This is a genomic window from Glaesserella sp., assembly GCF_041814905.1.
GTDB lineage: Bacteria > Pseudomonadota > Gammaproteobacteria > Enterobacterales > Pasteurellaceae > Glaesserella.
The window spans coordinates 46,484-67,284 of sequence record NZ_JBGXYA010000009.1 but is presented as its reverse complement, the minus strand read 5'-3'; the positions used below and the strand labels follow the sequence as shown (position 1 = coordinate 67,284).

Sequence of the window (20,801 nt, the reverse complement as noted above, 5' to 3'; positions counted from 1 at the left end):
CCTTCTCGTCCAAAGCACCTCTCGGGTTGCCGACGAGTTTCGGTAGCTCCTGTCAGTATCTTATTTTTTGTTCATTTTTGTTCATCGCCTCATACCATTTTTTAGGAGTATGACATGATCAGAGCTTTTTCGTTAAATAACGATCGCTTAATCAGTGTTGATGAAACGATTCAAAACCAATTAAATGACGCAATTTGGATTGATCTGATCGATCCGACCGATGAAGAACGTAGCGTTCTCGAACATCGTTTAGACCAAACCCTTGCAGAAGAACACGAATTAGAAGATTTAGAGGCTTCCGCCCGTTTTTTTGAAGATGAAGACGGCTTGCATCTACACTCCTTCTTTTACTGCTTGGACGACGATGATTATGCGGATATTGCCACTGTTGGTTTTACGATTCGTGACGGTCGTTTGTTTACACTGCGTGAGCGCGATTTACCCGCTTTTCGTTTATACCGTATGCGTTCCCGTCGCACCAAATTAATCGACGGCAATGTTTATGAGCTATTACTGGATTTATTTGAAACTAAAATCGAGCAGTTGGCGGATGTTATTGAGAATATTTATGCCGATTTGGAAAAATTAAGTCGCGTAGTATTAATTGCACAAGAAGAGCAGTATAAAGCGAATCATAATTTTGATGATGCGCTGTCTGATCTTACCGAGTTGGAAGATGCCAGCTCAAAAGTCCGTTTATGTTTGATGGATACCCAGCGTGCATTGAGCTTCTTGATTCGTAAAACCCGTTTACCGAATAATCAGCTAGAACAGGCGCGCGACATTATGCGCGATATTGAATCGCTTCAACCGCATAATGAAGCGTTGTTTCAAAAGGTCAACTTTTTAATGCAAGCGGCAATGGGTTTCATCAATATTGAACAGAACCGAATTATGAAATTCTTCTCGGTTGTGTCAGTCATGTTTCTTCCGGCAACGTTGGTCGCCTCGACTTACGGAATGAACTTTGAATTTATGCCAGAACTGAAATTTGAATACGGCTATCCGATGGCAATCTGCTTGATGATTTGTGCGGCAGCCTCGCCGTATATTTATTTCAAACGTAAAGGTTGGTTATAACGGAAGGTGTGTCGATCTGCCCCTGAATCAGTTAGGTTTATCGCCTAACTGTTGGAGGGCAGATCAAAATTTGCGTTTACAAGCGGTCAGTTTCAGCCTGTTTTTTGCAAAAAATTCGTTAGATTACTCTTCTGTTGTTACAAACGGTTCCTTGCTGCTACCGGCATAAGCCTCATAGAAATAACCATTGGCATCCTTGATTTGTCCAACAGCCTCTTCAGCGTTTGGTCCCATAAATTGACCGAGATAGCTACCGGTAACATCAATATTATCTTTTGTTTTATAGGTCGCCTTACCTGAAAATTCGGCAATATTCTCATCTGAAGGAGTGATATTCGCTTGTTCTAATATAATATCGCTAAGTTTGGTTGTTGTTCCGGTTTCAATGCGATCAGTTACTGAACCTGATAATGTTTTATTTGCAAAATTTACCGTTAATTCGAGATTGCCTTCTGTTTTTACACCGAAAGATTTACCGTAATAATAAGTGTCACTACTTGATGACGGCAAGTTGGTATATTCGGTGCTCAATCCGACGGCACGATAACCTAATCCTTCGGTATTCTCGTAAGCAGACATTAATTGTCCGTTACTATCGGTTTTCACGTTTTTAGGAAGTACATAGCCGGCAGCAGAATAGGCTAAGTTGTAGGCTTTAACTTGTTTGTCACCAATATTCGTCATTTCATAACCGAGAGTTTCATCAATTAAACTGATTTCGGTCTCATCAATTGTAATGGTTTTCGCTTGGCGAACAGCATCCTGATAACTTGAGTCGACAAAGCTGTAAGCTTTCGCCGCTTCGATAGTTGTCTTCATTTCCTCAACTTTTGCTACCGCAGCTTCATATGCAGTTTGAGCGTAATGTTGTGCATTATATGCTTCGTCAAGCACACCTTGAGCCACAGTGACCGCGGTGTTTAATTGTTCTGCTGCAGCTTGTGCTTTTGCAAGATTCAGTGCGATTTCTTCAGAATTTAAGCCGTTATAAGCCGTGAATAATGCTTGTTGTTGAGTGGTAAGCGTTTGTTTAATGGCAGAAAGTCTAGCATCTGATGGTTCTACTCGATAGACAAAAATATTCGCTGCAACTGAAGCGGCTGTTTCTGCCTCAACGGTAGCAGCCTTTGCCCTCAAACTTGCGAGTTCCACCGCTCTTCTTGCGGCTTCTACTTGAGATTTGCTTGCGTCTAATTTTTCTTTGGCAGCCAGTAAAGCAACTTCAGCAGCCATTGCTGCCTCTTTTTGGATAATGGCAGCTTTCTGTGCGATAGGAGCAGTTGCTTCAGTTAATCCACGTTTGTCGATAACGGCTTGAATCGCGTTTGCCGCTTGTGTTGATGACTCAACAGCAGATGCTTCAGCATTCGTGAGTGTTTGAATTGCGTTCTTACCGTTAGCCACCGCGTTATTCGCCGGCTGTTGTACTTTATCTTTTGCTTGAGACGCTTGTTGAGCCTGATTTTCTATAGCCTTGGCTGAATCTGCTCCACCGCCTCCTGAACAAGCCGTTAAAACAGATAAAGAAAGTACAGTTAATGATAGTTTTAATTGTTTTTTCATAGTAAATTCCTTTGGTAACAAATAAAATAGACTATATTTTACCCATATATATATATATATATATACAAATGAAACTTTAATAAAAGTTATGTAAATTTTATGCCCACAAAAGTTTAGCAATTTTTAGCAAAACCAATCAGTTAGAAGAGTTAGATAAAATAGAAGATAAAGACAGCGGCAGAATTTTGTAAATGTTTTTGCAAAATTCCGCCGCAAAATGACCGCTTGTTGTTTAAATTTTGATAAATGAGCTAGGCTTTTCGGTATTTCTGATAATTCAATTGTAACCATTGTAAGCCGACAACGGCGATGACATTATCAATTTTGCCCTCAACAACCCATTGGTACGCTTGTTCGCGGCTGACCACGTGAACAAGAATGTCTTCGTTCTCTTCTTCCAAACCGTACACACCGCCGACTTGAGCGCTGTCAACCAAACCCAAAAAGAGGTGTAAGCGCTCCACGGCACCGCCCGGGCTGTCCCAAATACTGAGTGCGTGTTCGACGTTGCTTACGGTCAAACCGGCTTCTTCGTAGCTTTCACGGATGGCGACATTTTCCGGCGTTTCGCCCTCATCGACCATGCCGGCAATCAGCTCAACCAACCATGGCGATTCATGGCTTGTCGGGTCATAAGCACCGATACGGACTTGTTCGACCAAGACGACGCTATCACGAACCGGATCATAGGCAATCAGTGCGGAGGCTGCTCCTTTGATCATTAATTCGCGAACCACTTCACCGCTCATTCCGCCTTTAAACAGTTTGTGGCGGAAGTACATTTTTTTCATGGTGAAGTGGCCTTGATAGACCACCTCTTCACGAAGTATTTCTAAATCTTTTTGCTGAAATTGACGAATCTGGCTCATAGAATGTTCCTTAGCTTTTACGCAAGCGTTCTGAATGTACAATAAATAAGGCGACTACCATAACTAAAATGGCAAGGGCGAATAACAGCGTATGCATCGGGTTTGAATGATCGACGATAATTAAACGGATCATCGCCGTAATACCGACATATAAAAAATAGCGCAGCGGAAAATGATAGTGATATTTGAAATACATGACGATCAGCGCTAAAAATTCAAAATAAAGAAAGAAGACAACAATTCTCTCAATAAAATGGTATTTATCGCCATGGGAAATCAACAGTTTAAATAACTCATAAGCTTCGGAAAAAAGGGCGTAAGCGAGAATGGCTCCGGCAACTAATAAAGAAATATTTAATATCCATTGAAATATTTCCGAAATCCACTTTCCCAGTATGGAATGATGCCCTTCAAAACTTACTTTCGGCATAAAGGCTCCTTAATTAACTTGATAAATAATCGGTATTGAATGTTGTAATTGAAATGTACCGTTTTTCCACTCAAACAGCTTTGGCGTTGATGATAGCACGGATTGCGGTTGGGCATAAAAGTATGCCAAATAAAAAGGTAATTGAGGGTAAAAATACAGTTTGCCTTGCGGACAATGAGCAGAGACAATTTTTTGCTCACTCGGAATATGCCGAACTTCTGACAATTTGACAATGCCGACACCTTGAGATTTCAACACCGCTTCACGTAAACACCAAGTCAGATAAAAACGGCTGTCGATTCCCGTTAACTGCGGAAGAATATCAGGATGTTGGATTTCCCGCCGTTCTTGCTCGCCGGCATAATAGGCGAGTAAGGCGTCAACACGGCGCACTTTGCGCGGATGTTCGATATCAATGCCCACCACACTTTTCGGCTGTGCATAAGAAAGTATCACCGCTACCCATTCTCCCGAATGGCTGATATTGAAATCAAGATTCGGGTGATCAACAAAGGGGCGACCGCTCTCCGTTCTTTTTATCTGTTGGAGTAAATGGAGGTCAAGTTGATGACGTTTAAAAAGTTGATGCAATAAAAAATGCGCAACCCGACGGCTTTTCCATTTGTTAATCAACGGTTCGGAAAGCCGGTCGAGCGGTTTTGTCGGCTTGCCGTAATCGACAAAGCTTGACGGAAGCGTCACATCATTACGGGCAAACACAATATCCAGCACGGGATTCGGCATATCAGCCTCTGGTTTTACAATGGCAGTCGTTTAAATGATCGTCCACCAAACCCATTGATTGCATAAAGGCGTAGCAAGTTGTTTCGCCGACAAACACAAAGCCGCGTTTTTTCAGTGCTTTTGACATTGCGGCGGAAACCGCCGTTTTAGCCGGAACGACACTTAACGTAGGGACATCGTTGATTTGCGGCTTACCGCCGACAAACGCCCAAATAAACTCACTGAAATCTTCCCCTTTTTCCAACATCGCCAAGTACGCTTTGGCATTTTTGACGATCGCGTCCAATTTAGCACGATGGCGGATTAACCCTGCATTTTGCATTAGCTTATCCATATCGCTTTCCGTCATCTGTGCGATTTTTTGCGGATTAAATTGGTGGAATGCTTCGCGGTAGGCATCGCGTTTTTTCAGTACGGTGATCCAAGAAAGCCCCGCTTGTTGACCTTCAAGACAGATTTTTTCAAATAATTTCAAACTGTTAAATTCAGGTTTGCCCCATTCGTTATCATGATAATGGATATACATTTCGCTGTCACCAGCCCAACTGCATCTTGTGGTCATTTGCAAATTTCCTATAAAAAATGACCGCTTGTAAAGGCTACAAGCGGTCGGATTGCGCCGATTTTTTGCAAAAATAATTTATTGCGTTTATTGTCTCGGTAAATAACGTGTCGGGTCAACGGATTTGCCTTGGTAACGGATTTCAAAGTGCAGTTTGTTACTGTTGGTTCCGGTGCTACCTAACGTTGCAATGGTTTCACCCGCTTTCACGTTGTCTTGTTCATCCACTTTAATGCTGTCGTTATGCGCATAAGCACTGAGGAAATCATCACTGTGTTTTATGATGATTAAATTACCGTAGCCTTGTAAAGCATTGCCGGCATAGACAACACGACCTGCGGCGGCAGCTTTAACCGCTTGACCTTTGTTGCCTGCAATATCAATACCTTTATTACCACCTTCCGCAGAAGAGAAACCGGAAACTACTCTGCCTTGCGTCGGCCACTGCCATTTAATGGATGACACTGCCGGCGCCGGCGTGGTTGTACGAGTAGTTTGATCTCCCGCCGTTGCCGTCACTGTCGGCGTGGTTGTTCCTGCCGTCGCTGTCACTCCTGCTCCTGCCGCAGCTCCCGTACCGGCTTTAACCGGACCGGTCACTGTGCCGTCGGAACCATAAGCCGTACCGTATGGCGCTTGAGTGTAAGTCACTGTAGGTTCAACCGGTTTTGGCGCTTGTATTTGCTGTGCGGTTTGTTTTGTCGGTGCAGCTTTCGCCGGTTCATTGCTCAATTTTAGTGTTTGCCCGATACGTAACTGATACGGTTCACTCATGTTATTCAATGCCGCAATTTCTTTGACGTCTTTACCGGCAATATATGCGATTAAGAACATCGTATCGCCCTTACGAACGGTATAGGTGTCACCGTTGTAGAAGCCTTTATCGATTTGGCTGTAAATCGGGGCATTTTTCTCATCGCGCGGAATCGTGAAATCTTGCGAAACCTGTTTTTTTACCGGCGTAGTCGTTTGCGCTACGGGTTGCGGCTGAGCAACCGGTTGTGGTTGTTGTACCACAGGCTGTGGTTGCTGTACTACGGGTTGCGGAGCCTGATATACCGGTTGCGGCTGTTGTACCACCGGTTGAGGAGCCGATGTAGTCATTGAATTTGGCATTTCTGTATTTTGTACATCGGTTTGCCAGCCATAGCTCGTATCCGTTGCACCTGTACCTGAAACAGGTTGCATGACACCGGGAGTTAAATCCGAGCCATCAGCACTGACTACTGGTGCGGGATTATTTGAACCACACGCAGCTAAGATTAATGTTGTTAATGGTAATACCAAAAACGATTTTTTCATTTGTATATCCTTTTATAGAATCGAAAGACGCTAATTGAGTACCTTACTCAAAACGACAACAGGGCACCTTTAGGTCCCCTTTTGTTATATCTATCCGACAACTATCTGACGCGGAGTACTTGTCCGACGCGAAGTTGATACGGTTCGCTCATATTGTTTAATGCGGCAATATTATTCACACTACTGCCCGTTAAATAGGCAACCAAGAACATGGTATCGCCTTTACCGACGGTATAACTGTCACCGGTATAACAACCTTTCTGAATTTGACCGTAAACCGGTGCATTGTTTGCATCGCGAACGACTTGGCAACCACCGACAGTTTCGGTTTGCTGACCATAACCGCTTTGATTATAGTTTGGTTGTTGCGTTGCCGGGTAAGTCGTACCGGCAGTCGGTTGCGGTGCGGAATACGTCGGTTGCGTATTATTATACGTTGGCTGGGTATTGTTATAAACCGGTTGAGCCATAGAACTTGGCATTTCGGTTTGTTGTACTTCTGTCTGCCATGAACTATTTGCATCAGTAACTTCTGCAGCTGCTGTGTCATTGGATGAATTTGAACAGCCCGCTAATACGATTGCAACTAAAGGTAATAAAAGAAATGATTTTTTCATAAAATGTTGTCCCTAATTAAATAAGGTATAAAGAAGATAAGCGATAACCGCAACAGCAACGGTACCCCAACCGATAAGTTCGATCGATCTACGAATTTTATCTGCATATTTCTCGCCACCCCAAGCAGATAATTTTGCCACAAGGATAAAACGTGCAAAACGAGAAATAGCCGCAGTAATTACAAACGGCGGAAATGCCATCTGCATTACGCCCGCGCAAATTGTAAACACTTTAAACGGAATTGGCGAGAACCCCGCTAAAAAAACAATAGCAACGCCCCAAGTTTCAAACCAAATCATAGCTTGATCGAAATTGGCTTGCATGCCCCAGTCCGAGATAATGCCTTTGACCCAATCGAAAGCGAAATAACCGATAAAGTAACCGACGATCCCACCCAGTACGGACGCTATCGTGGTGTATATCGCATAACGCGTCGCCATATGCGGTTTACTCATTGACATAGGAATCAACATAACATCCGGTGGAATCGGGAAGAAAATCGCTTCAATAAAACTGACGAAACTCAGCCAAAATGCAGCTAAGCGGTGCCTAGACCACTCCATGGTTTTATCATAAATGGCGCCAAATAATTTCATTTAAAATACCTCGTTTAGTACGGAGATGGATTGATGGGCAGTCATATCTGCCTGAATTGGGGTAATCGACACATAATGATTGTCGATAGCGTAAAAATCGGTACCTTCAGAGGTATCGACCGGTTTTCCGTTTGCGCCCAGCCAATAAACATTCAGCCCGCGCGGATCTTGATATTTCACAATCTCCGCCGACGGTGAACGCGTGCCCAAGCGAGTAATTTGAATGCCTTTTAGTGCATCATAAGGCAAGTTCGGGACATTCACATTTAAGACTTGGCGGGCAGGAATAATGCCGATTTTGATTTTAGGTAATAATTCTAAAATCACACGTGCCGCCGTATCAAAATGGCAATTCTCCGAGAGATAGGTCTCTCCATTGTCACCGACAAGTGATACGGCAATGGACGGTAGCGGTAAGTGGCGCCCTTCTAATGCGGCTGCGACAGTACCGGAGTAAACCACGTCATCGCCTAAATTTGCGCCGTGATTAATACCGGAAATCACTAAATCGAAAGGCGTATTCAATAAACCGTTTAAGGCCAAATGGACACAATCCGCCGGTGTGCCGGCAATAATCGAACAATCACCGTTTTCAAATTGATGGATCCGAAGCGGATCGACTAAAGTGAGGCAGCTGGATGCTGCGCTACGATTGCGATCCGGGGCGATAACGGTAACTTGATGTCCCGCTTCGCGTAAGATTTTGGCTAAAAACTGAATGCCGTTGGCGTGGAAGCCGTCATCATTACTGACTAAAATGTTCATACACTTTTCTGAATTATTGTTCTTGTTCAATTTGAATAAGTTCTCTGACTAAGCCGGTTGCATAGCTTCCCGCCTCTAAGAAAAAAGAAAGACGTAAGCCTTCCGACTCAAATTTCCATTGAAAGTTCTGCGGTTTACAAAACATTGCGCGCCGTGCCGCTTGCATTTTTTCTTGCGTCATTAAGCCGAGCAAAGCGTGTTGTTCGGCAACAATGCGTTGTTCATATTCGGAAACCGTCAAGGTTAACGAATTCTCACCGATTAACGGTGCGGTTAGTAAAATATCTCCCGAATCCAACCGCTTGTTGAGTGCATCCAACTCATCTTTTTGGGCGACAAACCAGCTGTTTGTACCCGCCAGTTGAACAATATCATTCTCAATCACCTGCTGCGTTAAGCCTCGAGCGATTCGATCGGAGACCACCAAATTGAAGATCTCGCTGCGGGCGGCAGAGAGGTAAAATCCGCGCTTTTTGCGATCTTTGATGCTGATCTCACCACTTGCCCAACGCATCGCTTGGGTTAAATTATGCCCGTCACGCCCGAAGCGCTGTTCGGTAAAATAATTCGGAAAACCGAGCGCTTGTAGTTGCGTCAACCGAGCGGTTAGATCGTCGCTTTCTTTTACGTCTCTTAAGAACAACTCAAAATGATTGCCGGCTAAACTGCCGATACGGATTTTGCGATGATGGCGGGTAACCTCGAGCACTTCCACACCTTCCGCCTGAAATTGAGTAAAATCAGGCGTTTCTTTGCCGGCTAAGTGCAGGCAAAACCACTGTTCCGTCACGGCATGGCGATCTTTGAGTCCCGCATAGCTCATTTGTTTCGCAGAAAGATTTGCGAATTCTGCCAATTTTTCACCGACAAACAAGGTATTTGCATCGGTTTTACGGATCTTTACAGCGACAAATTCACCTTCACCGCTAAGTGGGTAGCCCAATTCTTCTTTCACGATAAAATCTGCAAATTCCGCTTTCAAACGACCCGCTTGTAACGGCTCTGCAAAAAGATAGTTAAGTTTGTTCATCAAAATCCCATTAAAAAAGGCACTGATGTAAGTGCCTTTTTATGTTTAGCCTAAATTGTTGGCAATTATAACGTAATTTTAGCTCGACGAAATGCTGTTTTTTCATTTCATTATTTTGTTTACACGATGATTTTGCTAAAGATTTGTCGTTTAGTGAAGATTATCGCCATTTAGATGAGCAAATTCTGACGAAAATCATCAAATTCTTTTGCAAAATTTGCTATAGTTCGTACCGCTTGTATTTATTTTTAACTCACATAGGAGAAACACAATGGCACGTCGTCCGTTAGTAATGGGTAACTGGAAATTAAACGGTAGCAAAGCATTCACGAAAGAATTAGTGGAAGGCTTAAAAAGAGAACTTGATGGAGTAACGGGTTGTGATGTGGCAATCGCTCCGCCGGTAATGTATTTAGCGGAAGCGGAAGCGGCATTAGCCAGCTGCGGCTGTGATTGTTCAACCAAAAAAATCATTGCATTAGGCGCACAAAACGTCGATGTGAACGTGCAAGGTGCTTTCACCGGCGATATTTCAACCGCAATGTTAAAAGATTTCGGGGCGAAATATATCATTATCGGTCACTCTGAGCGTCGTACTTATCACAAAGAGAGCGATGAATTTATCGCGAAAAAATTTGCGGCATTAAAAGAAGCGGGTTTAGTGCCGGTGTTATGTATCGGTGAAACCGAAGCGGAAAACGAAGCAGGTCAAACCGAAGCAGTATGTGCGCGTCAATTGGACGCGGTCTTAAACACCTTAGGTGCAGAAGCGTTCAATGGTGCAGTGATTGCGTACGAACCGGTATGGGCGATCGGTACCGGTAAATCGGCAACTCCGGCACAAGCGCAGGCGGTTCACGCTTTCATTCGCAGTCACATTGCCAAACAGTCACAAGCGGTGGCGGATCAAGTGATTATCCAATACGGCGGTTCGGTAAATGATGCCAATGCGGCGGAATTATTCACCCAACCGGACATTGACGGTGCGTTAGTGGGCGGTGCGTCACTGAAAGCTCCAGCCTTTGCGGTCATCGTGAAAGCGGCTGAAAAAGCGAAAGCGTAATTCTATCCGTTGACAAGCGGTGCGATTTTGCAAATTTTTTGCAAGATCGCACCGCTTGCATTTTCTAAATCGTTTGCAAACTATGCAAATAATTTAAAAAAAGAAAAAAAAGGTTGATCGAACCTTTAAAATCCGTATGATATGCCTCCGTTACGCAAATTAAGGGGTCGTTAGCTCAGTCGGTAGAGCAGCGGACTTTTAATCCGTTGGTCGAAGGTTCGAATCCTTCACGACCCACCACTTAATTCAGCGTCCTTTCTAAAGGGTCGTTAGCTCAGTCGGTAGAGCAGCGGACTTTTAATCCGTTGGTCGAAGGTTCGAATCCTTCACGACCCACCACTTTAGAATTCCATTCCCACACGGGTCGTTAGCTCAGTCGGTAGAGCAGCGGACTTTTAATCCGTTGGTCGAAGGTTCGAATCCTTCACGACCCACCATTTATTTCATTAATTTGCAAAAAATCGAGCATATCGTACCGCTTGTTGTTTGTTGTTGTGTAAAAAAACAGCCCATTCAATCTCTCGAATGAGCTGCATAACTAATGCAAATCACGTTGCCGCTGAATCAGAACCGATAGGTAATTTTGGCATTGCCTTGTGCCGATATGCCGTTATTGAACCAGCTTTGACCGAAACTTGTCGCCAACGTCCAATGATTTTTCTCAAACATCACGCCCAGCTCGGTATGGAGATGATGTTTGTGAAACAGGCTTGCCTTATTGTTGAAACGAATGCCGTTTATATGACTAGACATTTGCGTAGCACCGGCATTTAAGCGGCGAATATAGCTGATATTCAATGTCGGGCTGATTTTCCAGCTTCCCGGTTCAAAGGTTTTTTTCACTTGAACGGCGGCAAGTGCATTGGTATCCGTTGTTTTGAAAGACCGCGTCGAGATAGGCAATTCTCCGGTTTCTTTCAACGATTTCATGGTCAAACGAACCGCTTGCAAGCCAACGCTCGGTTCCAGCATCCAGCCGTCTTTGAATAATATGTTTTTCCCTAAACGGGCTTCGGCACCGAACAGCCATCCTTTGTTATCCGCTTTACCGAGCGTCGAGCCGTTAAACTCACGTTTTTGATGATAGCGGACGTTGCCGAAATGGGCGGAGGTTCCGATAAACCAATCTTTCGACGGTTGATAGCGTATACCACCATTGAGGTACATTTGTTTGATGTCGGCGGATGCGGCTGATTTTTCAAAGGTTGATCTTTGGTGATGGATATTGGCGGAAAATAGCAGATCATCATTCAAACGATGCGCAAGTCCGAATTCGGTTTGATGCGTTTTACCGCTCATTTTGTCCGCAGACGGTGTGTTAATCGATTTGTGTTTGGCGTTGTGATTATTTAACCATAGTTTCGTGCTATGGGGTGCTAAATATTGGTGATCGTTTAGTATGGCGTGGGTATTGATCAGTTGCGCCGAACCGGTATGACGGAGGAAATCCAAACTGTTTGCGTAGAGTGTATTGGTCACTGCATAGTGCAGGTTTTGTAGATTCCCGTTTTCAATGGCGGTTTGCAACCAATTATTATAGAACCCTTTACGCCATGCCGTCGGCGTATCACGCAATTTATTCAGTAACGTCAAACCGGTTTGAGCATCGTGGCTTGCGCTCGGATCACGGAAAGTCTCCTCTTTATTGACTTTAAGCGTAATACCGTTATCGGTAAAATAAATATCTTGGCGTAGCCCTTTACTTTTGAGCGTTTGGCTCGGGGTCAGTTGAGTAAATCCGCCTTGATAATTCGCTTTATCCTGTAAGGTGAGTAATGTATTGTTGGTTCCGCTAACCGCGTTACTCAATCTGTTTTCGGCAACGGTAAGTTTACCGGCTAATATGATGTCGGCGTTATCTTTCGCCGTGATCCCTGCTGAACCGTTGAGGATTAATGTACTGTTCGGGGAAGCTTGATATCTTTCCGTCACGGTGACATCGGCAATGGATAATGTTGCTTGATTATGTAATTGGGAAGCAGTGGTTTTACCGGTGAGATTAATGCGCCCTTCAAGGTTGTTGATCGTATGAAGTTGAGTATTACCACGAAGAGTCAGGTTGCCTTTACCTTGTTTGGTAAAACGGAAGTTACCGGTTAAATCATTCGACCATGTGTCATGTTGTGTGACGGTGAATGTTTCGTCCCGTAATAATTGCGCGGGTCCGTTCAAGGCTTTTCGGATGTCGATTAATCCCCAACCATATTGGTCGTCGACGCCTTTTTCACCTAAATCTTCGGCGGTGGTGAGCAAAGTATCTCGAATTTGAGTCGGAGTAAAATAAGCAAAACGCTCTTTCAACAATGCTAGGGAGCCTGTGACCACCGGTGCCGCATAGGATGTACCGGATTCTGTGGCGAGTCCGTCTATTTTTTTACGTGTATCGGCACCTTCCGTATTAATCAAGGTAAAGGTACCGGGAGCGGCAATACACCATTGTTTGGATACGCCGCAGTGATTGGAATAAGTTTCCAAATTTTTATCGGTGTCTACCGCAACAACCGATAAATAATAAGGCTCTAATTCAGGAAGATAACGTGGTAACGCGGCGATAATACCCGGTTGCCGTTTTTTTTCATTACCGGCAGCAAAAACCAGTAATGTTTGTTTTTGAGCAATAGATTTAATGGTGTTGAGGAGTACATTCTCTTTTGCCTGCATAATCCCGGCTTTATAACGTTGATCGACCTCTTGTACGGTATCATCCTGTGGATCTTCGTTCCAACTGTTATTAATTGCAAACGGCTTATTTTCAGCAACTTTGGATAGCGCGGTGGAAAGCACTCTGCGCAATTGACGGTTGTCTTCATCGTTGTCTAACAGTAAGGACGTGATTTTCTTTTCTTCCGATTCAGGGCTGTCCGGTTCGGAAGGGGAAATTTCCGGCTCATTTTTGGCCTCCGTCGTGGCAATATACAGATCGGCTTGCGGTGCGATACCGCCACGATATGCACTATTCGAGTCCGCAACGGCTCCGATAGTACCGGCAACTTGCCCTCCGTGCTGATTATAAACCTCTTTTTTTCCGTTTTCTGTCTGCTCGACTTCAATTTCGTAATGTGCGGGGTCGAAGGTTTCGGTTTTGCCTTGAAGATTGTCCAAGGTAAATTTGATTAAATTTAATTTGCTACGGTTGACCAGCGGATGCTCGACTAAATATCCGCTGTCGACGATACCTATTCGCACATTTTTGCCACTGTACTTTTGGCTGAGCGCTTCGGTCAGCCCGATGGTTTCATGAGGATTTATCGTTGAAGCAGTTTCAGCTTCTTGTTCTTGCGCTGACAGGGAAAAGGTGAGGGAACCTAATGCAATCACAATAAGGGTTTTATGGAAGGGATATTTTTCCATGGGGTTTCTCCTATTTTAAACACACAACAATGAACTAAAAAATTTAAAAAACAGAAAAATAGCAATTAGCCACAATTATTATATGGTCTTTTGCGTAATTATTTGTCATCCCCAGTACTCATCCTCTTACAAAATTTTGAAAAATTTGCAAACTTTGCCGAAAATCTCACCGCTTGTCGTAGCTTTTTCTGTGGTGTTATAGTAAGGTTTATCTCCTTTTATTTTTGAGTGATTTAAAATAATGTTTAAAAAGTTTTTATTTATCATAGGGTTAGTTTTTATTGTCGCAGCGGGCGGAGCCGTTTATGTATGGCAAAAGCTGGATACGTTAGCTAACCAAGCGGTAACAACCACACCGGACCAATTATTTGTCCTTGAAAAAGGCACATCAAGCCAAAAGCTGGCGAATCTATTGAAAGAGCAGGGTATCATCAACAGCTCGGATATTGACTTATTGCCTTATTTGATCCGTTTACACCCTGAGCTCAGTAATTTCAAAGCGGGGGTTTATTCGTTGAACGGAATAAACTCGTTGCAAGAACTGTTACAGCATTTCAACAGTGGTAAAGAAGTTCAGCTAAACGTACAATTTATTGAAGGAAAAACATTTAATACTTGGCGGGAGCAGCTGACGAAAGCGCGTTATTTAGAGCAAACCTTAACGGGTAAAAGTGAAGCGGAAATTGCTAAATTGCTTGGTGTACCTCATGAAAAGTTAGAAGGATGGTTTGCTCCGGATACTTATAGTTATGTCCCTTATTCAAAAGACATAGAGGTGCTGAAACGAGCCTATCAAAAACAGCAAAAAGCGTTAGAACAAGCTTGGCAAAATCGGGCGGAAAATTTACCGCTTAAAACGCCGTATGAAATGCTGATTTTAGCTTCGATTGTAGAGAAAGAAACCGGCGTGGCAAGCGAGCGCCCGCAAGTCGCTTCGGTCTTTATTAATCGTCTGCGTGACGGTTGGAAACTACAAACCGATCCGACCGTCATTTACGGTTTGGGTGATAAATATGACGGAAACATTCGTAAAAAAGATCTGCTTGAACCTACGCCTTATAATACTTATGTAATTGATGGCTTACCGCCGACACCGATTGCAATGCCGAGTGAGGCTTCGATTAAGGCGACGGCACAGCCTGACAGTACGCCTTATTTCTATTTTGTGGCGGACGGTTCGGGCGGACATAAATTCAGTCGTACCTTAGATGAACACAATAAAGCGGTGCGAGAGTGGATCCAAATTGAGCGAAATAAAAAGAGTGAGAACAAATAATGCGTGGAAAATTTATTGTCATTGAAGGATTGGAAGGGGCTGGCAAAAGCAATGCACAATGTGTTGTGAGCGAAACTTTAATGGCGCACGGTATTGAATTTATTACCACTCGAGAACCGGGTGGAACGCCGATTGCTGAAGCACTTCGCAATTTATGGAAAGAAGGTAAAGACGGTGAACATACCACGGATAAAGCCGAAGTTTTAATGATTTTTGCAGCCCGCACCCAGTTAGTTGAAACCGTGATTCAGCCGGCATTGGCAACAGGAAAATGGGTGGTCGGCGATCGTCACAATATGTCAAGCCAAGCCTATCAAGGTGGTGGGCGAGGGTTGGCAGATCTGGTGGATAATGTGGGCTCGGTGATTTTAGGTGATTTTGAACCTGATTTTACGATCTACCTTGATATTGAACCGTCAATTGGGTTGGAACGAGCAAGGGGACGTGGGGCGTTAGATCGTATTGAGCAACTCGACATCGACTTTTTCCACCGTACCCGTGAGCGTTATCTGGTATTGACCCAACATAATCCGAAAGCGGTAATTATTGACGCCGAGCAGCCGATGGAACAAGTTTCAGCGGATATTAAACGTGCGTTGGAAAATTGGTTGCAGCATTTATCGCTATTTCTTTGATGTTAAAAATGAACGCACTCTATCCTTGGCATATTCAAACCTATACCCGACTCACCGACGCTTTTATAAACGGACGGGGACATCACGCCTTGCTATTTAAAACGGATATTGGTCTTGATACAACCGATCTTATCCGTCAATTTTCCCATTGGCTTTTCTGCCAGCAACCGCACGGCAGTGAACCTTGCGGGCAGTGCAAAAGCTGCCTGCTGTGGCAAAGCGGTAATCATCCTGATTTTCACCCGATCGAATCCATTGACGACAAAGATATCGGTATCGACCAAATTCGAGATATTACCGCGAAATTACACCAATTTTCACAACAGGGCGGTAATTCTGTGGTGTATATTACAAATGCGGAACGTTTAACGGAAGCCGCAGCCAATGCGTTATTGAAAACCCTTGAAGAACCCCATGAAAAAGTCTATTTTTTGCTGAAAGCCCCACAGCAATCGGCAATGCTCGCCACGATTCAAAGCCGCTGCCAAACGTGGTTGATTCATGCACCGGAAATGGCTCAAGCCTATGATTGGTTACATCATCAATTCCCTGAAATTCCTACGGCAGATATTGAAACGGCATTACGTATTTGCCATCACCGCCCGCTGATTTGCAAAACTTTCCTTGAAAACGACCGCTTACAGAACCGAAAAACCTTCCTGCAAACATTTTGGCGATTCTATAAAAGCCGCGATGTTTGGTTGCTGTTTTCCGCCTTTGATAAAGAAAAAGCCCAAGTGTTGGAACAATTGGAATGGCTGGATTCTTTTTTTGCGGACGCACTAAAAGCCAAAATGGCTATCGCAACCAGTTGGGTGAATCCCGATTTACAAAACGGAATTATTCCGTTCAGCCAAGTACTCTCTTCTCAAGCATTATTGAAAGGGCATCAAATTCTTCAACAAACCCAACGGGATTTGGTAGAAGTGAATGCGGTTAATCAAGAATTAATGCTCATGGATTGCTTAACCAAGTTAGTGACAGAGGTATTCGGCTAGGGAAATTTATTCCTGTAATCGTTGCAGCAACTTATCCATCGCCCGATATCCCAAAGCTTCGGCTAAATGTACCTGCTGAATTTGCGGCTCGTTGGCAAGATCGGCAATAGTACGGGAAACTTTGAGAATACGATGGTAGGCACGTACCGAAAGCCCTAGTTTAGTCAGTGCGTTTTCCAAAAAAGCAGCATCTTGGGCGCTTAAACGGCAATCCTGTTCAATTTCGCGGGTAGTCAGTTGCGAATTGATTTTACCTCGCCGGGCAATTTGCAAATTTCTCGCGTCAAACACCCGCTTGCGCACCTGTTCGGTGGTTTCTCCGCGTTGTTCGTTACGATTTTGCAACGCCCCTTTTGGCAATAACGGCACTTCGATAGACAGATCAAATCGATCTAAAAACGGACCTGACAGACGGTTTAAATATCGCATCACTTGGTGTGGAGTGGCACGATTATGGCTACCTTGATAGTGCCCGGTCGGACTCGGGTTCATTGCCGCAATCAGCTGAAAGCGTGCTGGAAATTGTACTTTGGCATTGGCGCGCGAAATAATAATCTCGCCGCTTTCTAACGGTTGGCGAAGCGCATCTAATACTTTACGCTCAAATTCGGGCAGCTCGTCTAAAAAAAGTATGCCGTTATGCGCAAGGGAAATCTCACCGGGTTTGGGGATCGAACCGCCTCCGACCAACGCCACCATTGACGCACTGTGATGAGGGGAACGAAACGGGCGTTTTTTCCAGTTGTGAAAATTGAGTTCATTATGTACTAAGCTGGTTACCGAAGCCGTTTCAATGGCTTCTTCATCATTCATCTCCGGCAGAAGATCGGCAAGCCGACTGGCAAGCATAGTTTTTCCTGTACCGGGCGGACCTAAAAACAGTAGATTATGCTGCCCGCTTGCGGCAATCATCAAGGCTCGCTTCGCATGTTGCTGCCCGATAATATCGGTTAAATCACGGTATACAAGCGGTCGGTTTGGCGGATTATTTTGCAAATGTTGCTGAGCAACGGGCAGTTGGTCACGATTATTCAAAAAATTGGCAACCTGCAATAACGTATTGGCACAGTAAGTTCGGGTATTGGGAACTAAAGAAGCTTCGTCGCTGTTGGAACGGGGAATAATAATTTCACGTTTGGTTTTTCGGGCGGCAATCACCGCAGGAATCGCCCCTTGTATCGCACGTAAATGCCCTGTGAGTGAAAGCTCGCCTAAAAACTCAACACATTTCAATTTATCCGAATCGATCTGCCCTGAAGCGGCGAGAATACCGATGGCGATAGGCAAATCAAATCTCCCGCCTTCTTTGGGCAAATCGGCAGGGGCAAGATTGATGGTAATTCGCCGTGCAGGAAAATCAAAATTGGCATTTATCAACGCACTGCGCACCCGATCACGCGCTTCTTTGACACTCGCTTCGGGCAAGCCGACAAGATTCAGCCCCGGGCTACCGTTGCTCATGTGTACTTCAATAGTCACCAGCGGCGCTTCAACCCCGATAGAAGCGCGACTATAAACAATCGCTAAAGACATCATCTTCCTCCTTTTTCGCTAGCTTAGGAAGAATCTCCTTGCCTGAGTAGTAAAAAATATCGGTTTGTCGACGCAGATCACAAAAATACCGCAAAAATCGGTGTGGTTCGCCTCAGTTGTAGTAAAATTTCCACAACTTTTTGAAAGGATAAAAATAATGAGTCAGCAAGAGATTATTGTGATTGGCGGCGGTATGGTCGGCGCAGCGACAGCATTGGGTTTGGCAAAACTCGGCTTGAAGGTCGCTTTAATTGAAAAAAATCCGTTACCGACGTTTTCGACCGAGGACCCGTACGACGTCCGCATTTCGGCAATCAGCGTAGCATCGGTGGATTTACTGGAGAAACTTGGCGCATGGCAGGCAATAGCGACAATGCGGGTTTGCCCCTACGACGGTTTGGAAACGTGGGAAATCGACGGTTTTCACACGACTTTTCATGCGAATGAATTGGGATTGGATAAACTGGGTTATATGGTAGAAAACAACGTGATTCAAATCGGGATTTGGCAAACGCTTAATCATTACCCGAATTGTGTGCAAGCGGTCGGATTCGAGCACATTTTTGCAAATCGGGATGACATGGGGAATTGGCGGATTTCTTTAGATAATCACACGGAATTTTCCGCCCCGTTAGTGATTGCTTGTGACGGTGCGAACTCGATAGTTCGTAGCTGGGCGGGAATCGGCTTAACCAGTTGGCAGTATCGTCAGCACTGTTTACTGGCGATAGTAAAAACCGAGCTGCCACAGCAAAGTGTTACTTGGCAACAGTTTTTTCCGAGTGGTCCGCGGGCATTTCTACCTTTGTCAGATCATAACGGTTGTGTGGTTTGGTATGATTCTCCGCAACGAATTCAGCAGCTAAGACAGATGTCATCGGCGAAATTAAGTGAGGAGATCAAGTGTCATTTCCCAACGCGTTTAGGCAAAGTCGATGTTATCCATCACGCCGGTTTTCCGCTGACACGCCAACACGCACAGCACTATTTTAAAAACGGTGTTGTATTGGTCGGAGACTCCGCTCACACGATCAATCCGCTTGCCGGTCAAGGGGTGAATTTAGGCTTCAAAGATGTCAAAGCACTGCTTGACGTGTTTGAAAAAGCGTTGTCTAAAGGCGAAGACTTAGCCGATAACGCCGTGTTAAAACGCTATGAACAAAAACGCAAACCGGATAATCTGTTAATGCAAACCGGCATGGACGTATTTTATAAAGCCTTTAAAACGGAGTTATTACCGATTAAAGTGGCTCGCAATTTGGCGTTGATTATGGCGGAAAAAGTATCGCCGTTAAAGAAAAAAGCGTTGAAATATGCGATAGGATTATAATGTCATCGAATCGCAAACAAGCGGTCAGATTTACTGAAAAATTTGCAAATTTTCGGTAAAATCGCACCGCTTGTAATTTTTTAGATAACCACCAAATGCAGAAACCTCTTGCCATATTTTTAATGGGACCGACCGCATCGGGAAAAACCGATCTCGCCATCAGACTCCGTCAAAATCTACCGGTTGAAGTAATTAGCGTCGATTCTGCGCTGATTTATAAAGGCATGGATATCGGTACCGCCAAACCGAGCAAAGCCGAACTTGAGCTGGCTCCTCACCGCCTGATCGATATTCTCGATCCGCTGGAAAGTTATTCGGTCGCTAATTTCCGCGAAGATGCCTTGCGTGAAATGGCAGACATCAGTGCGCAAGGGAAGATCCCCTTGTTGGTTGGCGGCACCATGTTATATTACAAAGGCTTGTTGGAGGGGTTATCTCCTTTGCCATCATCCGATCCGGCTGTTCGAACCGAAATCGAAACAAAAGCGGCGCAGTTCGGTTGGTCAGCGTTACATCAAGATCTGCTGAAAATCGATCCGATTGCTGCCGAACGGATCAATCCGAACGATAGCCAACGGATTAACCGAGCGTTAGAAGTGTTCTATATTTCAGGCAAAACAATGACCGAATTGACTACACAACAAGGTGAGCCGATTCCTTACGATATTTTACAGTTTGCCATTGCGCCGCAAGAGCGTGCGGTATTGCATCAACGTATTGAACAACGCTTTCACAAGATGATTGAACTGGGCTTTGAACAAGAAGTACGACGCTTATACGAACGCGGCGATTTAACCGCAAATTTACCCTCAATCCGTTGTGTAGGTTACCGCCAAATGTGGGAATACCTCGATGGGAAGATCGGTTTGGATGAGGCGATCTTCAAAGGGATATGCGCTACCCGTCAACTTGCTAAGCGCCAAATTACGTGGTTAAGAGGTTGGAGCAGTGAACTGGAGTGGCTTGATAGCTTGAATCCGCAAGGTTCGTATATGAAAATCATTGAAAATTTGGAGCAAAAGCAAGATAAACTGTGGTAATATCATCCTGCTTTTA

The 20,801-nt window shown here is 44.4% G+C and carries 19 protein-coding genes and 3 tRNA genes; 10 read left to right on the top strand and 12 right to left on the bottom strand.

The features are described 5' to 3' along the window. Positions 1-114 precede the first annotated feature (114 nt). Positions 115-1,080, top strand: a complete 966-nt coding sequence (gene corA / locus ACEYJ7_RS01355) for a magnesium/cobalt transporter CorA (RefSeq protein WP_373777229.1) — start codon at positions 115-117, stop codon at positions 1,078-1,080. A gap of 123 nt (positions 1,081-1,203) precedes the next feature. Here corA and ACEYJ7_RS01350 read toward each other — a convergent pair whose 3' ends face one another. The 10 genes from ACEYJ7_RS01350 to truD all read right to left on the bottom strand — a co-directional run bounded on the left by ACEYJ7_RS01350 (position 1,204) and on the right by truD (position 9,559). After that, positions 1,204-2,643 carry a factor H binding protein domain-containing protein gene (locus tag ACEYJ7_RS01350; protein ID WP_373777228.1) on the bottom strand — a complete coding sequence of 480 codons (1,440 nt, stop codon included), beginning with the start codon at positions 2,641-2,643 and terminating at the stop codon, positions 1,204-1,206. Positions 2,644-2,894: 251 nt separating this feature from the next. Further along, the gene (nudF, locus tag ACEYJ7_RS01345) at positions 2,895-3,512 is read right to left on the bottom strand and encodes an ADP-ribose diphosphatase (RefSeq protein WP_373777227.1); all 618 of its coding nucleotides are present in this window, start codon (positions 3,510-3,512) and stop codon (positions 2,895-2,897) included. Positions 3,513-3,522: 10 nt separating this feature from the next. Beyond that, positions 3,523-3,942, bottom strand: coding sequence for a phosphate-starvation-inducible protein PsiE (gene psiE, locus ACEYJ7_RS01340; protein ID WP_373777226.1), 420 nt, complete (start codon positions 3,940-3,942; stop codon positions 3,523-3,525). 9 nt (positions 3,943-3,951) lie between these two features. Continuing rightward, positions 3,952-4,686, bottom strand: a complete 735-nt coding sequence (locus ACEYJ7_RS01335) for a 4'-phosphopantetheinyl transferase superfamily protein (RefSeq protein ID WP_373777225.1) — start codon at positions 4,684-4,686, stop codon at positions 3,952-3,954. A 1-nt stretch (position 4,687) separates the two neighbouring features. Then, complete coding sequence (locus ACEYJ7_RS01330) at positions 4,688-5,248, bottom strand: DNA-3-methyladenine glycosylase I (RefSeq protein WP_373777224.1); 561 nt, start codon at positions 5,246-5,248, stop codon at positions 4,688-4,690. 87 nt (positions 5,249-5,335) lie between these two features. Further along, positions 5,336-6,550 (bottom strand): peptidoglycan DD-metalloendopeptidase family protein, encoded by a 1,215-nt coding sequence (locus ACEYJ7_RS01325; RefSeq protein ID WP_373777223.1) that lies wholly within the window; start codon positions 6,548-6,550, stop codon positions 5,336-5,338. Positions 6,551-6,651: 101 nt separating this feature from the next. Next, on the bottom strand, positions 6,652-7,167 hold the full coding sequence (locus tag ACEYJ7_RS01320) for a LysM peptidoglycan-binding domain-containing protein (RefSeq protein WP_373777222.1): 516 nt from the start codon (positions 7,165-7,167) through the stop codon (positions 6,652-6,654). A 12-nt stretch (positions 7,168-7,179) separates the two neighbouring features. Further along, positions 7,180-7,764, bottom strand: coding sequence for a YqaA family protein (locus ACEYJ7_RS01315; RefSeq protein WP_373777221.1), 585 nt, complete (start codon positions 7,762-7,764; stop codon positions 7,180-7,182). Further along, positions 7,765-8,529: a 5'/3'-nucleotidase SurE gene (gene surE / locus ACEYJ7_RS01310; RefSeq protein ID WP_373777220.1), complete on the bottom strand. Its 765-nt coding sequence runs from the start codon at positions 8,527-8,529 to the stop codon at positions 7,765-7,767. A gap of 13 nt (positions 8,530-8,542) precedes the next feature. Continuing rightward, positions 8,543-9,559 carry a tRNA pseudouridine(13) synthase TruD gene (gene truD / locus ACEYJ7_RS01305; RefSeq protein ID WP_373777219.1) on the bottom strand — a complete coding sequence of 339 codons (1,017 nt, stop codon included), beginning with the start codon at positions 9,557-9,559 and terminating at the stop codon, positions 8,543-8,545. Between the two features lie 271 nt (positions 9,560-9,830). Here truD and tpiA point away from each other — a divergent pair, with 271 nt between their 5' ends. The 4 genes from tpiA (at position 9,831) to ACEYJ7_RS01285 (ending at position 11,059) form a co-directional block, all read left to right on the top strand. Next, positions 9,831-10,622, top strand: a complete 792-nt coding sequence (gene tpiA, locus ACEYJ7_RS01300; protein WP_373777218.1) for a triose-phosphate isomerase — start codon at positions 9,831-9,833, stop codon at positions 10,620-10,622. A 164-nt stretch (positions 10,623-10,786) separates the two neighbouring features. Continuing rightward, positions 10,787-10,862: transfer RNA gene (locus ACEYJ7_RS01295), tRNA-Lys, on the top strand. 23 nt (positions 10,863-10,885) lie between these two features. Then, positions 10,886-10,961, top strand: a tRNA-Lys gene (locus ACEYJ7_RS01290). Between the two features lie 22 nt (positions 10,962-10,983). After that, a tRNA-Lys gene (locus ACEYJ7_RS01285) sits at positions 10,984-11,059 on the top strand. 127 nt (positions 11,060-11,186) lie between these two features. Here ACEYJ7_RS01285 and ACEYJ7_RS01280 read toward each other — a convergent pair. Then, positions 11,187-13,973 (bottom strand): S8 family serine peptidase, encoded by a 2,787-nt coding sequence (locus tag ACEYJ7_RS01280; RefSeq protein ID WP_373777217.1) that lies wholly within the window; start codon positions 13,971-13,973, stop codon positions 11,187-11,189. 241 nt (positions 13,974-14,214) lie between these two features. On the opposite strand from ACEYJ7_RS01280, the gene mltG reads away from it, so the two are divergent. The 3 genes from mltG to ACEYJ7_RS01265 are packed head-to-tail and all read left to right on the top strand — an operon-like array spanning position 14,215 to position 16,882. Next, entirely contained in the window at positions 14,215-15,249 is a 1,035-nt protein-coding gene (gene mltG, locus ACEYJ7_RS01275; protein WP_373766594.1) for an endolytic transglycosylase MltG, read from the top strand. Then, entirely contained in the window at positions 15,249-15,884 is a 636-nt protein-coding gene (gene tmk, locus ACEYJ7_RS01270; protein ID WP_373777216.1) for a dTMP kinase, read from the top strand. Before mltG ends, tmk begins: the two co-directional genes overlap by 1 nt. Before the next feature lie 8 nt (positions 15,885-15,892). Next, positions 15,893-16,882 carry a DNA polymerase III subunit delta' gene (locus tag ACEYJ7_RS01265; RefSeq protein ID WP_373777215.1) on the top strand — a complete coding sequence of 330 codons (990 nt, stop codon included), beginning with the start codon at positions 15,893-15,895 and terminating at the stop codon, positions 16,880-16,882. A gap of 6 nt (positions 16,883-16,888) precedes the next feature. On the opposite strand, the gene ACEYJ7_RS01260 is transcribed toward ACEYJ7_RS01265, so the two are convergent. Next, on the bottom strand, positions 16,889-18,415 hold the full coding sequence (locus ACEYJ7_RS01260) for a YifB family Mg chelatase-like AAA ATPase (RefSeq protein ID WP_373777246.1): 1,527 nt from the start codon (positions 18,413-18,415) through the stop codon (positions 16,889-16,891). Between the two features lie 157 nt (positions 18,416-18,572). Between ACEYJ7_RS01260 and ACEYJ7_RS01255 the strand changes: the two genes are divergently transcribed. Then, complete coding sequence (locus ACEYJ7_RS01255; RefSeq protein ID WP_373777214.1) at positions 18,573-19,745, top strand: FAD-dependent oxidoreductase; 1,173 nt, start codon at positions 18,573-18,575, stop codon at positions 19,743-19,745. A 95-nt stretch (positions 19,746-19,840) separates the two neighbouring features. Next, a complete protein-coding gene (gene miaA / locus ACEYJ7_RS01250) occupies positions 19,841-20,785 on the top strand; it encodes a tRNA (adenosine(37)-N6)-dimethylallyltransferase MiaA (RefSeq protein ID WP_373777213.1) in 945 nt (314 codons plus the stop codon). The last annotated feature ends 16 nt before the right edge of the window (positions 20,786-20,801 follow it).